The organism is Dyella acidisoli (assembly GCF_030160295.1).
Taxonomy (GTDB): Bacteria; Pseudomonadota; Gammaproteobacteria; order Xanthomonadales; family Rhodanobacteraceae; genus Dyella_B; species Dyella_B acidisoli.
Genome location: NZ_BSOB01000001.1, coordinates 68242 through 80885 on the forward strand (window position 1 = coordinate 68242; position 12644 = coordinate 80885).

Below are 12644 nucleotides of genomic sequence, written 5' to 3' on the forward strand. Positions count from 1 at the left end.
GCGAGATCCAGTTCCTTGGCGCTTGGTTCTTAGGTGGATGGAGGCAACGCGATGCGCAGATCGGTCGCCTTGGGTGGCGTGCCGACGGGCTTGCCGCGGTGACTCATCACTTTTTGATAAGCCTCCCAGGCCTTGTCGTACACCGACTCGCCCAAGGCAAACGTCATTTCGCCGATTTGCTGCGACTGATGACGCGGACCGACAAAGTCGTACAACACCATCGTGCCACCCGCGGGATACAACTGCGAAGCGGAAATGGGTACCGCGCAGCCGCCGAACGTGGCGCACTTATTGTCGCTGGGTGAGCTGTACTTGCCGGTGGATGGCGGCGGACCGCCGCACAGGTTGCCTTCCGCTACATCGTTGCGACTCTTGCGTCCGCGCAGCATGTAGGGCGCATGGCCTTCCGGCACGCTGGCAGTCATGCCGCAACCACCGCTGTGACCGCAAGATCCCCCGCCGGTGTCGAGCTGTGCGAAGCCGCAACCGCCCTGTGCTTTGCAGCCGTTGGAACCGCGACAAGTGTGATAGACCTCGATGGCGGCGCAGGTGCCGTCGTTGCCTTCCAGCGCCATGCCCTGGCAAGCGTGATAGAGCTTGTTGGGATTTACATCACCAATGCCCAGTGCGAGGTCCGGCGTTCTCCCGAACACGGCCCAGCACAGCGAAACGCGGTCGCCGGAACCGGCCATCGACGGGTAGGGGAAGACGGTGCTGGCGTTTTTCCAATACTCGTTGAGCACCGTCGTGACACCCGCGATGGCACCCACCGCCACCTTGCTCAGCAAGGCATGTTCGGATGGGCCTTTTGCCTTCAGTCGATTCAGTGCGTCGGCAATTTCTTGTGGCGGCGGAATTGGGGAAGTCGCGGGTGCGCTGTATTCCCGGGTTATCAGCATCGCCGAGGTCCAATGGTTGTTCGGGTCGGCATGCCATTTTTCCCAGGTCATGATCTTGTCGAGCTTGCCGTGCAACGACTCAAATCGCTCGAAATGCGTTTCGGGTGCGTAACGCCCGCGAGCTTCGGCATCGGCTGAAGGGGCATGGCCACCATTGGCGGTGTAGGAGGGGTAGTCCACTTCAAGAGCAGGCCTGTCTTCGCGATACCGTTGCTTCACGTCGGTCAGCAGTGCCTGGTTGAACCGGTAGCGAAGCAGCGATTCGCCGATCGTGATCAGGCTTCCTTCGCCCTGGTCGGTGATGGCCGACATCATGGTGATGGCCTTGTCGAAGGCGACAATGGGGTCGTCCAGATCCTGCGAACTCAGCTTGGTATCGAAACCGGGGAATTCGCGCTTGGGATGTCCTTTTTCCATCACATTGAAAAGATCCTGCTGCACGCAATCAGACGTGAACAGTTTCTCCCAAAGGGTTTGGCCATCCTCATAGCGGATGCGCAGGTATTTGGCGTAGCACTCGTACATATCGCCGATGGAACCGAACATCGGCAAGGGCTTGCCTGGGTCCCAATGCGGGAACGGCACAAGCGGGAAATACTTGTGACGCTGTTCGGGAAGAATTTCCTCGCGAGCGTCTTTCGTCGGTTGCTCGACGGCGCAGAAAAGGTCAAGCGTGTTTTTGTCGAGCGAGCCGAGCGCGACCTTGGTGTTGTGATAGCGCTTGGTGTCCTTGAGATCCACGATGTAGGGAATGGTTGTCTTTTCCGGGCCGTAGCAATGCCAGCCGTGATCCTTCGTCTGCAGCGCTGGGCTGGTGAACGTCGGCACCAGGCCAATGGCAGTACTGATGTTGGAGGCCATCTCCAGATGCAGCATTTCCTGGATGAAGACACTGAAGATCAGATTGAACGTCTTGCGCTCCTCGGTATCGGGATTGGCCGTGGGCCCCATGCCTGGCCAGCAGCGTCCCTTGTAGTAATCGATGTTCTTGGCGTTGATCTCATGCGTGCCATAGATGGAGTACATCGTCGTCATGTAGAGCGGTATGGTGAACAGCTCGACGTCGACGGCGGCTTGCGCGATCTGCCATACCGCGGCCTTGTCTGTTTCGAAATACTTGAGGCTTCGCCCGACGCAAATGCCAAGCTCGGGTTCCAATCGCTTTGCTGTTGCCGTGTCATTCATGAGCTTTCTCTCCTTGCTGCGGTGGGTAAGAAAGAAGGCAAAACAGTGTCACGAGCCCTCGTTGATGGAGACGGTGATCTGGCTTGAATCTTTGCTTGTACTTTCAGCAAGCATGGCTTTGGCTTCAAACCGACCCGGCCATGCTGGAAGCGTGATTACAGACCGCTATCTGCTAAGCGTTCTTCCGATCAGAACGATGTGGAATCTTGGATACGCAAGAAGCAGGTGCCTGATGCTTCGCCCCCAGAAGCATTCGAAGGCGCGATCTTGCGGCAAGCAGAACGAAATGACGTGAAGCACGCAAACTACTCAAGTGAACAGCTTCACTTGTTGCTTCAATTTCAGTGAATTCGTCCGGTGATCGAATGGTTCGGTAGGTGGAACTACATCTTGCAGCCTTCAATGTGGCAGAAGGATTGCGCGTGCAGTTTTTACCGTCCCTAGCCATTCCAAGTCCCCCAACCCGGACGGCCGGAGCATACGCTTGAACAAGGCTTGGTGCACGGTGCTATGCAAGAGAATGATCGCTTGATATTGCGATGGCGCGAGATTCTTGTTTGTCTCTTGACGCACTCTTCACAAAAATTTGGTTGGCGTCGAGCTTAAGCGTCCATCAAGCCGGTTGATGTTTCGATCAAAGTATCTGGCAGGGGCGGAAATAGGGGAGGCTTCTGGTGTCGTAAGGTTCATCGGTGCGCGACATGAAATCTCCATCAAATCGAATGAAGGCGACTTCGCGAAATCAAAAAATTAGCGGCCCGCGGTGCAGGCCGCCAAGTTAAAGACTGCGCTTCATTTATCAGTCGCCGTGTACGTCAAATCGGCGCTGTAACTGTCTACGTGCGCCGACACGTTCTGGAGAACATCATTAATGGATTTGCGGATCGCTTGTCCTGCTTCCTTTCCATAGACGTTCTCGATCATCTTCCACACCGAGGGGTCGGGTTCCTTTCCAATATCTGCCCAGCTTTTGGCAGGGATTACCAGGATAAAGTCAGGCGCACCTTCATCGCCTTCCCGAACGGCCCCGATCATGTAGTTGACGACCCAATTCGACTTCTCGGCAGCGGCAGCGATTTTTTTCGCGCCCGCAATAAATGCTTCCGAAGCTTCATGACCCGGCTTGAGTTTGAAATACGTGACTTCAATAAAGGCTGATGTCGGCGCTTTGCCTTTTGGCATATGACTTAATTCCGGCATCACTTCCAAAAATGTGCTTGTCTCGCTTTTCAAATGCGGATTGACGGCCGTCCTGAGCGCTTGGTCGCACGCCTTGCCCGCAACACTCATCGCATCAAAACTTTCCCATGAAAGTGGGTCTGAGACATATGAATACGCGTAAGTATTTCCCGTCTCGTGTATCCACGCCTTCCACGTGTACTTAAAGCCGTGTTGATGCAGGCATTCATTGAAGTTTTTGACGCCGGTTTCATACGCCTGTTGATCGGCTGGCGCCACAATATCGGTGTAATCCCGTATGACGCTTGGACCAGTCGTATCCGCTGCCTGAACTCCGGTGGCACATAGCAGCGTGAACGAAAAAGCGAGCCAGGGTGTGATGGGTTTCATAAAAACCTCGCTTAGGGCTGTTGCCCGGCATGGTTGAGTTGAGGCCCCTGATCGCTTCGGGCGGATGAAGCTTATCCAGTATGCGCGCAAATTTTTGCGTCGAAAGCATTGCGCGTAAACCATTGATTTTTAATGTAATTAATGCGTGCGTTATTTGTCGTAAGAATGCCCGCTGCGATCGTCGCCATCATGTGGGTCTGCACGGATCGCGTTTACAGGCATAGCTATGGATAGACGAACCGAGAGACCGCGCGTACGGGTGCTACTTCAGCCGAATGATTCCAACAATGTGCTGCATAGCCCGGCTGAAGTTGCGACCCAACGCGGACATCGTGAGCTGCTCGATTGAGACTTTTGTTCGATACTTTGAAAGCTGCCCTTGAAAGGAATCCGGACTTCTCCCGAGATCGCCACCTAGCCTCCTACTTATCTGGTTTTCCCATGACTAAACGAATTGCCTCATGCAGCTGTGGTCAACTCTCGGTGACAACGTTTGAAGATCCGATTCGAGTGTCGGTTTGTCACTGCCTTGCTTGCCAACGTCGAACAGGTAGTGTGTTCGGAGTACAGGCAAGATTTCGCAGAGATGGCATGGAGCTGGCCGGACAATCGACCAGGTATGTTCAGATAAGCGACGAAGGCAACAAAACAAACTTCGAGTTTTGTCCCAACTGTGGAGCGACGGTTTACTACACGAGCGAAGGCTCGGAAGAAATTATTGCTATTCCGGTGGGGGTGTTCGCAGAACCGTTCTTTCCTGCGCCAACTATCTCTATTTACGAAGAGAGAAAGCACGGCTGGGTACTGATGCCCGAGGGCATTGAGCATCTGAATTAGTCGATTTCGCAGCGTCTGCTTCCACCCAAAGCAGACGCAAGAAGCGCGCTCGACGTTCCATAGATCAGAGCATGCGCCGCAGCGTGTTGTCCTTGCGGCCGAAGTGGTGCCAGAGCGCACCCAAGATGTGCAGCCCGATCACGTAATAAAACACAGTGCCCACGGTGCCGTGGAGGTCCTCCCACTGGTGGGACAGCTGTCGGTTGCCCGGACCGAACAACGCTGGCAGCACCGTCACGCCGAAAAAGACGATGGGTTTGCCACCGATCTGTAGGGTGGTGATGCCCATGAGAGGCTGCGCGATCAGAAACAGATATAGCGCGACATGAGTGATCTTGCTGAGCACCTGGCTCCAACAGTCTGGTGGCGGCAGGATGGGCGGCGCGGCATGCGCGAGGCGTACCGCGAGACGAGGCAGCGCCAGCAAAAGCACGGCAATGCCGGCAAGGAAGTGCGTGGCCAGCACGTTGTTACGGCCGCTGCTGCCATGCGGGAACACGTCATCCAAATTGATCGCAATATAGGCGATCAAGACGAGCGCGAAGATGATCCAGTGCAGCCGGCGTAATGCAGGTGCGTAGCGGCCGGGTGTCGTCGAAGACATAGATGGTTCCTTGAAACTGGGATGGCCCATCGGGCAACAAACACCACAATAGCCGTCCCACCCGGTTCGGTAAATAAGCCAAGCGAATGGCTATCGCTTGTGATACTCGCGTCCATGGGAGTCAGTCACTCGTGTTCAGTGGCGCGGCGATACAGGCGCGCAACGTTATTCCACAAAATCCGGGACTTTGATGGTTGGGAGATATCATCGCGTTCACATAACGATTGGAAGTCGCAGTCTGCCGGCCATGTTGGCATGGTCTGGACGTATTGCCCTGATGCATGGGGCGGCGCAAAGTAGTGCCCGTTTTCGACTGCGGACATAGTCAAGGTGAGTGGCCTCCTGTGATGTCGAATTCTTAGGATCTTGATCGTCGCTGAGAGCAGGGTGTTCATCCTGTCCATTCACAGCGATATGAGGAGTGCGAGAAATGATCACCGTTTTTGGCGAGGGAAGGGGATTCCGGGTCATCTGGCTGCTGGAGGAAATGGGGCTCGCGTACCGGCTGCGGCCGGTGGACCTGTTGGCCGGCGTCCAGGACGACGCTGAGTTCCTCGCGATCAATCCTGCCGGTTTCATTCCGGCGATTAAGGACGGCGACGTCACGATGGTCGAGTCCATTGCGATCATGGAGTACCTGATGGCTCGCTATGGACCGACGCCGCTTGCACCCGAGCCGCACGACCCTGCCTTCCCCACGTATCAGCAGTTCCTCCACCTCGGTGAAGCTGGCCTCGCGGCCTCCATCTACTTCGTCGTTGGGGCCCGCAATTTTGCGCCGGAGTCCGAGCGGCAAAACTGGAGTGCTGGCCAAGCGCTAAGCATTTTCGAGAGCCGGCTGACGTTGGTAACGCGGCAGCTTGCACGTACGCCCTATCTTGCCGGCGCGACGTTCACGGCGGCTGACATTTCGGTGACCTACGCCCTGGAGTTGGCTCAAAGAAGTGGAGGCGTCATCCTCGGCGACGTAGAGAAGTCCTATATGGCACGCACCCGCGAACGCGAAGGCTACAAGCGGGCTATGGAAACATGTTGGTCCAGGAAGGCATGGCTCGCTGAGGCGCCAACTCCATGACTGCCCTATCAATCAGAGCATCCCTAGGGCGTACTTCAAACGAAACCGACCCGATCGGAATACTTCAACGTGATACGGAATGACTTGCCATGAACTACTCCCTCCGAGCAGCTTTTAAGCCGTTTGCTGTCAGCGCAGTTACCATCTTGCTTGGCATGTATGGCACGACATCCTGTGCCGCCGACGCGTCCGCGCCACCTGCAACGCCCGCAATCACTGCACCACCCGCCGGCGAGTACCACATCGACAAATCCCACGCGAGTCTTCAGCTTCGTGTAAGTCATATGGGATTCTCGACTTACACCACGCGATTTAGCCGTTTCGATGCAACATTGACGTTTGATCCAAGCAACATACCCGCGTCCAAGCTCGTGACCACCGTCGAGGCGGCATCGTTGGAAATGGATGCGGCGCCGAAGATGTGTACCGATATCGTGAAAGGGCCTCAGTTTCTCGACACGGCAAAGTTTCCCCAGATCGTCTTCCGCTCGGAAAAAATTCGGATGACCGGTGCCAAGACGTTTGAAATCTTGGGTACCCTGGATTTGCACGGGGTCAGTCGCCCATTGACGCTAACTGGCACTTACAACGGAGGGTATCCAGGAATGCCCGACATGGACCCGCACGCGCGCATCGGATTTTCTGCGCATGGCGCCTTCAAACGCTCAGATTTCGGTATTGCATATGGCGTACCTGCGCCAGGCACAACGATGGGAGTGGGCGACTTGATCGACGTAACTATAGAGGCCGAGTTCAGTGGCCCGTCGTTGACGACCACTGCTGGCAAGTCACACTAAGGATTCGCTTCCTTTCTCATGCGTAAGCCGTCGCCAGGCGTTTAGCCAGTTTTTGCAAGGCAATCCGCAGGAGCGCAGGACTGTTTACGCGAAATCCAAATGGCAAGCGCGCGAGTTCGCGCGCGAGCCAATCCAGGTCATCTACTTGGCTGCGCATCAATACGCCGCGATCGATAGGTTCAAACACACCTATGGCGTTGCCGAGGTTGTTCATTGCGTGCGGCAGGTCCGTAAATAGCTCCACCTCGGCCAGGTAGGTGCGAGGCTGAGTGGCGAGGCTGTCGGCGAGATGGGCCAGTGTGTCGAAGCGTTCGGGGCGTTCAAAGTGGATGGTGAGCGGGTGTGCCGCAGTGATGCGATCCAGTCGAAACGAACGCAACTCCTGACGGAGGTGGCAGCGTCCGACGAGGTACCAATAGCCACTGCGATGACCGAGCCCGAATGGGTCGACATCCCGCTCGGTGTGCTCGTTTTGCGGCGAGTGATAAGTCAAACGTATCTGCTGACGTTCCTGTGTGGCTTTGCACAGCTTCATAAGTAGCGCGCTATCCACATTAGGAACAGGGCGCCCGCCTTCCAGGCTGATTGTTTCGGTTAGTGCGCGCACATGCTGCTGCAATCGCTCGGGCATCACACGCTCAAGCTTGGCTTGTGCGCTGGCCGTTACTGCGCTGGCCTCGGTCATGCCTAGCCGCTGGGCGGCCAGCAGGCCTACTGAAAGTGCCAGTGCTTCGTCATCGCTAAACATCATGGGCGGCAGCTTGAAGCCGGGCACGAGCATGTAGGCACCGTGACGTCCGCGCTCGGTCGTAATCGGGATGCCTATCTCCTCAAGAATGGCGATATAGCGACGCACTGTGCGTGGCTGGATGTTCAGTCGGCGTGCCAATTCGCTACCGCTGATCCGACGGTGAGCCTGCAGCAACTCCAGAACAGCCAATGCCCGGCTAGTTGGGTGGTACATGCGAAGGCTCCAAGGCGGTAATTAGGACATAGATCGTCCTAATGGCTGCCTAGCATGCGGGCGTCCCGTGAGTACCGCAAGCGAGCAGTGAAGTGAGTGCTGCGGCCACTTTCGCTTTTTGCCAATGGAGGGAACATTCTGTGAAAGCTATTCGTTATGCCCACGTCGCATTGCTGGCCTGCACTTTAGGATTTTCGGCCGCTATCGCATCAACTGACAGTCCTCGTTGTGCCGACACCGCACACCGTCAATTCGATTTCTTTGCCGGCAACTGGGACGCTTATGACAGCGCCGGTAAGCTGCTTGGTCACAATCGCGTGGAAAAGGCCCACGACGGCTGCGTGCTGATCGAGCACTGGAGCGGTGTGGAAGGGGAGAGCGGCACCAGCCTCAATATCTATGACGCCAATCGCAAGGTTTGGAACGAGACCTGGGCCAGCAGCCACGGCACGCTGCTGACCATGGAGGGCGGCATGCGCGGGACGCAGATGGTGATGATTGGCACGCATGTTGAAGACGATGGCCGCGTCGCGCTACATCGCAATATCTGGACACCTATGTCGGACGGTGTACACCAGGTTTGGGACTACTCACTCGACGGAGGCCAGACGTGGATCGTCAACTATGACGGTTATTTGCGGCCGGCTAAAGCGACGCGCTAGGCATTCTCGATCGCTTCTATGAGTACCTGAAATAGGAATCTGGACCTTTGTTGGAAGCGCGATGCCAAGTGCATCGCGCTTTGTTTTTATATAGCGTGCCAATTCCGGTCGATCTGAACACTGATTCCAGTTGAGGCTGAACATGCTGTTGGCTGCGCCCCATGTAGTCTAAGTGGCCTCGTTGTCGTCGGGCGGATTTGAGTGCAAGCTGATTAGGTCCGCTTCCCACAGCGGACATATCTATTGCCGGAAACAGACCAATCTGCAAGCAGGGGCGGACGTGAGAATCTACTTGGCACTGGTATTGATGCTGGTTTGTTTCACTGCAATGGCGTCTGATGACTTCGATCAACGAGTAGCGACCGCTCACCACAAACGCCAGGCATCCCCTTGAAGATTGCCGCCGCTCTCATATCCGTACTGACCCTGGTGCTTGGCCAGTTCGTTATCGCTCGCGGCCTGCCGTTCACGCCTCACGGACACCTTGTCCGCGACATCATTTCGCTGCTGATAGCCAACGCTATGATTTGGCTATCGCGACGATCCGATTGGTCAATGCAGACACGTGCCCAGCTCTTCGGAGCAGGGTGGATATGGCTGATCGTGCAGCTTGGTTGCTCCATCTACCTACTTCATAACGGTGTTTGAGCACGCCCTGCGTCCCGACCGTGACACTCCGGCGGTGAACACAAAAAAGATGTGAGCTTATTTTCGAAGCAAGCATTGGTGACCGACGGCTGCAACGCTCGGCGGAAGAGCGCGCATTGCTGTCGGAAAGGGACATATTGCTGTCGAAATAGGACAGTCTCTGTCGTTCATCCCTGTTTGGACGTCCATTTAATAATTCAGTCATAGTGAATTAATAGCATTCGGCGCCGACGAAGCTCCTGCAGCGAGTCGATGGAAAGCGGTCGATGCAGGTGCTCGTTTGGGACTGGCAAGGTCATCGCGCACTACCACTCAATCTAGAGGTAAGTTATGAACCATTTCTCCCCAAGTGGAGCTAAGGGCAAGCTTCTCTGCCTGTCGCTCCTGCTTTCTGCCGGACTCGTTCCCCAACTCTCCCATGCAGGGTGTTCTCTCCCTGTCGGTAACAGGATGGCTGCACTGTTAAAGACTATGCCTACCCGGCAGGTCTCGGTACTGGCTCATCGTGGCTTGTGGGGCAATTACTCAGGGGATGCATCCCTTCCGGAAAACTCACGCGCCGCGCTGCAGAAAGCGGACGACGAATGCATGGATGCTGTCGAGCTGGACGTGAAATTGACGAAGGAAGGCGTTCCGGTGTTGATGCACGATTTCAACCTCGGGCGCACGACCAACGTCTATGCGGCATTCCGCGGAGGCAGCAAATACAACCCGATGGACAATCGCGGGACCAACCCGAGTGTGGATTCGGTCAGTTGGCAGACCGTGCAGTCTCTGCATCTGTTGACGCCAGACCGCAGGTCGGTGACCGGTTACTTTGTGCCTGATATCACCGGCGTGTTTACCTACTGGAATCAACACGGCTTGCGCACTCCGATGATCTTCGACACGAAGACGCAGGAAGCTGTGCGTGCCATCGACCGTTTGGCTCAGGAAAACTTTCCCAGCCCCAGCCAGGTGGTGGGCGTGAAAGTCAACGCGACGTTGTATCCCTCCTACAGCGCGTTCAAGGCCGATGCGCCGACCATTCGTGGCATTCCGGTATTCACCACCAATATGCTCACGAAAATCAACGTGACTAACGTGCGACGCAACTGGCAAGCGAACGTGACGGCCCTTGAGATCAACGTGAAGCAGAGGAATGGTCTGCTGCAAGGGGATCTGAACCTCGCCAAGCGGGCAGGCGAGGCCGTCGGCGTCTTCAATGCGATTCCGGATGGCCCGGGCAGGGATGAGTTTTACAAGAACACCGGACAGTGCTGCTACAAGTTGTCCGAGTTGTTCTTCTCTTATTCCGGTGGCAAAGACACCGCCGATGAACGCGGCAACTGGAACTACCTGGTTTCGGAAGGTTTCACCTTTATCACCACCGACAATCCGAAGGGGCTGATCAGCTTCCTCAAGTCCAAGGGACTTCATTGACCTAGGCCGCGAGCGAGGGGTGGTCAAACACCCCTCGCTCGTGTCACGCAGTAGCTGAGCCCTGAAGGCATCATACTTATGACACTTTTTCGTCGACTTCTCCGCACCGCCGCGCTTACCAGCGTGGCCGTCACTTGCGTTGCTTCAGCGCTGGCAGGCGATCAATCACCGGTGACCCTGCGCATAGGGAACACAGCGCTATCCCCGCAACAGTATCGTGATGTGGCCGCTGCATTGCAGGACACATCAGGGTCCACCTCGTTCGCAGAAGACAACGATCAGCTAAAGCAATTTGCCGAAATGGAGGTTCTCGCCGCCCGCGCGCGCAAGGATGGGTTGGATCAGGATCATGCGATAGCCGCGAAGATTCGCGTGGCGGTTGACAATGTGCTCGCACATGCCGAGCGCGATCACTTGTATGCCGCCGCGACGGTCACAAACGACGACGTGAAGCAAAAATTGGATTCGCATCCCAATGCGTACGACGAGTACGCACTCAGCCATATCTTTATCGCGATCGGGCCAACCAAAAGCGGTGGCCAACGATCCGAACATGATGCCCTCCTCAAAGCTACCCAGATCAAGAAGAAACTTGATGCGGGCGCCGACTTTGCAAGCTTGGCGCAAGCTGAGTCGGATGATCCGGCAACGGCCAAGGACGGAGGCGAACTGTCGCCCATGCTTGGCATGTTCGTCGCGAACGAGTTTCTGCCAGTGATAAGCCAACTGCACAGCGGGGATGTATCGAACCCTGTAAGGGGTAAACAGGGTTACCACGTGATCCTGGTTCAACAGCGAACCGTTGCGACGTTCGACAACCGGCACAAGATGATCGAAGCCCTCCTGCGAGATGAATCGGTAGAGTCGACCATTACGCAGTGGATGCAGAACACCCCGGTCGAGTTCAATAAATCGACGCTTGATGGCCAGGCAGCCAAATAGATCATGGCCCTGCATGCGCGCCCATCAAGCCGCATGTGCAGGGTAGGGATGCTCATGCGGCCAAACTCCCTTGCGTTCCTGTCCATGTTTATTCGCCGTCGTATATGGCTGGTGGCCGCCACGCTGAGCGCGGCCATCGTGTTGGTCGGTATTGAGCATCCAGCACGTACTGTTCTTGCGCCAGCACTGGCAACTCGTGCGCCGCGGTTCGCTCCCGGCCATCAAATGGCCTCCCGTCAAAAGGCCGCTCCCGTCATTCAAGACAATCCGGCGAGCCGCCTGTTTGATGATGCCCGTATGGATGAGGTATGCAGCCGGATTTCGGCTCAAGCTGCTTATGAATTACAGCCTGGAGAGGCTCCTATAACAGCTTCAGAACCAGGTGGCGACGAGAAAGAGCGACTGAATGGGTTTTGCGCGAAGAAGTTGATTTCATCGGATGATGAAATTCTTTCGCGTATGCGTGACGCGGCAAGCGCGGGTAGCGCTGAGGCGCGTCGCCATTTGTTGGAGCAAAAGCTTCAACAAGACAGCGAGGACTTGGATGCGATCGCAGCAGACTTGTCGACCGATGATATGCCTGCCGTTCGCGACTACTACGCGGATGACGTGGCTGCGCTCCATAGCATGGCTTTACAACCGGATGCGGAAGCAGCCAGGTTGATGGCTCAACTAGAGGATGGCGGTAAGCTCGTTGAGCGCGACCCGATAGAAGCCGCTTCGTGGCAAATATTTGCCCGAATTTCGGTGGAACGTACCTTGCCCGCAGATGAGGATCTACTCAGAGACCCTGCGCTAGACGACTTTGGCGAGGAAGATAGCGCTGCGGCAATTGCGTCCGCGAAAACGCTTTATTCGAGCATGTTGCCCGCGAACACAAGAAATCATCTATAGGCTTCGATGGGCACTCGAGAATGTAATCCAACGCTGAGAGTTGTCCGCGTATTTTGCTCGTCATCCCAGCGAAAGCTGGGATCCATTGTCTTTGCTGCATCGAAGTCGCTGGATCCCAGCTTTCGCTGGGATGACGATAAGGTGAC

Annotated in this window: 12 protein-coding genes; 8 read left to right on the forward strand and 4 right to left on the reverse strand. The window is 56.0% G+C overall.

Going from position 1 to position 12644, the window contains the following annotated elements; genetic code table 11:
* Positions 1–29: 29 nt before the first annotated feature.
* Positions 30–2084 (reverse strand): ferritin-like domain-containing protein, encoded by a 2055-nt coding sequence (locus QQJ86_RS00285; RefSeq protein WP_284318886.1) that lies wholly within the window; start codon positions 2082–2084, stop codon positions 30–32.
* 792 nt (positions 2085–2876) lie between these two features.
* The gene (locus QQJ86_RS00290; RefSeq protein ID WP_284318887.1) at positions 2877–3653 is read right to left on the reverse strand and encodes a hypothetical protein; all 777 of its coding nucleotides are present in this window, start codon (positions 3651–3653) and stop codon (positions 2877–2879) included.
* A gap of 441 nt (positions 3654–4094) precedes the next feature.
* Between QQJ86_RS00290 and QQJ86_RS00295 the strand changes: the two genes are divergently transcribed.
* Complete coding sequence (locus tag QQJ86_RS00295; protein WP_284318888.1) at positions 4095–4490, forward strand: GFA family protein; 396 nt, start codon at positions 4095–4097, stop codon at positions 4488–4490.
* Positions 4491–4554: 64 nt separating this feature from the next.
* Here QQJ86_RS00295 and QQJ86_RS00300 read toward each other — a convergent pair whose 3' ends face one another.
* On the reverse strand, positions 4555–5094 hold the full coding sequence (locus QQJ86_RS00300; protein ID WP_284318889.1) for a cytochrome b: 540 nt from the start codon (positions 5092–5094) through the stop codon (positions 4555–4557).
* Positions 5095–5524: 430 nt separating this feature from the next.
* On the opposite strand from QQJ86_RS00300, the gene QQJ86_RS00305 reads away from it, so the two are divergent.
* Both QQJ86_RS00305 and QQJ86_RS00310 read left to right on the forward strand, forming a co-directional pair.
* Complete coding sequence (locus tag QQJ86_RS00305; RefSeq protein ID WP_284318890.1) at positions 5525–6169, forward strand: glutathione S-transferase family protein; 645 nt, start codon at positions 5525–5527, stop codon at positions 6167–6169.
* Between the two features lie 89 nt (positions 6170–6258).
* Positions 6259–6966: a YceI family protein gene (locus QQJ86_RS00310; RefSeq protein ID WP_284318891.1), complete on the forward strand. Its 708-nt coding sequence runs from the start codon at positions 6259–6261 to the stop codon at positions 6964–6966.
* Between the two features lie 16 nt (positions 6967–6982).
* Here QQJ86_RS00310 and QQJ86_RS00315 read toward each other — a convergent pair whose 3' ends face one another.
* Positions 6983–7930 carry a helix-turn-helix transcriptional regulator gene (locus QQJ86_RS00315; RefSeq protein ID WP_284318892.1) on the reverse strand — a complete coding sequence of 316 codons (948 nt, stop codon included), beginning with the start codon at positions 7928–7930 and terminating at the stop codon, positions 6983–6985.
* A gap of 140 nt (positions 7931–8070) precedes the next feature.
* Here QQJ86_RS00315 and QQJ86_RS00320 point away from each other — a divergent pair, with 140 nt between their 5' ends.
* From QQJ86_RS00320 to QQJ86_RS00340, 5 genes are all read left to right on the forward strand, one after another.
* Positions 8071–8592, forward strand: coding sequence for a hypothetical protein (locus QQJ86_RS00320; protein WP_284318893.1), 522 nt, complete (start codon positions 8071–8073; stop codon positions 8590–8592).
* 390 nt (positions 8593–8982) lie between these two features.
* A complete protein-coding gene (locus QQJ86_RS00325; RefSeq protein ID WP_284318894.1) occupies positions 8983–9240 on the forward strand; it encodes a hypothetical protein in 258 nt (85 codons plus the stop codon).
* A gap of 450 nt (positions 9241–9690) precedes the next feature.
* Entirely contained in the window at positions 9691–10662 is a 972-nt protein-coding gene (locus tag QQJ86_RS00330) for a glycerophosphodiester phosphodiesterase family protein (protein ID WP_423372928.1), read from the forward strand.
* A 222-nt stretch (positions 10663–10884) separates the two neighbouring features.
* Positions 10885–11604, forward strand: a complete 720-nt coding sequence (locus QQJ86_RS00335; protein WP_284318896.1) for a peptidylprolyl isomerase — start codon at positions 10885–10887, stop codon at positions 11602–11604.
* A gap of 3 nt (positions 11605–11607) precedes the next feature.
* Positions 11608–12498, forward strand: a complete 891-nt coding sequence (locus tag QQJ86_RS00340; protein ID WP_284318897.1) for a hypothetical protein — start codon at positions 11608–11610, stop codon at positions 12496–12498.
* The last annotated feature ends 146 nt before the right edge of the window (positions 12499–12644 follow it).

What these genes read in the sequence shown, in the direction of transcription:
- QQJ86_RS00285 (WP_284318886.1), bottom strand. Translation starts at nt 2,084, where the DNA reads ATGAATGACACGGCAACAGCAAAGCGATTGGAACCCGAGCTTGGCATT.
- QQJ86_RS00290 (WP_284318887.1), bottom strand. Translation starts at nt 3,653, where the DNA reads ATGAAACCCATCACACCCTGGCTCGCTTTTTCGTTCACGCTGCTATGT.
- QQJ86_RS00295 (WP_284318888.1), top strand. Translation starts at nt 4,095, where the DNA reads ATGACTAAACGAATTGCCTCATGCAGCTGTGGTCAACTCTCGGTGACA.
- QQJ86_RS00300 (WP_284318889.1), bottom strand. Translation starts at nt 5,094, where the DNA reads ATGTCTTCGACGACACCCGGCCGCTACGCACCTGCATTACGCCGGCTG.
- QQJ86_RS00305 (WP_284318890.1), top strand. Translation starts at nt 5,525, where the DNA reads ATGATCACCGTTTTTGGCGAGGGAAGGGGATTCCGGGTCATCTGGCTG.
- QQJ86_RS00310 (WP_284318891.1), top strand. Translation starts at nt 6,259, where the DNA reads ATGAACTACTCCCTCCGAGCAGCTTTTAAGCCGTTTGCTGTCAGCGCA.
- QQJ86_RS00315 (WP_284318892.1), bottom strand. Translation starts at nt 7,930, where the DNA reads ATGTACCACCCAACTAGCCGGGCATTGGCTGTTCTGGAGTTGCTGCAG.
- QQJ86_RS00330 (WP_423372928.1), top strand. Translation starts at nt 9,691, where the DNA reads ATGGCTGCACTGTTAAAGACTATGCCTACCCGGCAGGTCTCGGTACTG.
- QQJ86_RS00340 (WP_284318897.1), top strand. Translation starts at nt 11,608, where the DNA reads ATGGCCCTGCATGCGCGCCCATCAAGCCGCATGTGCAGGGTAGGGATG.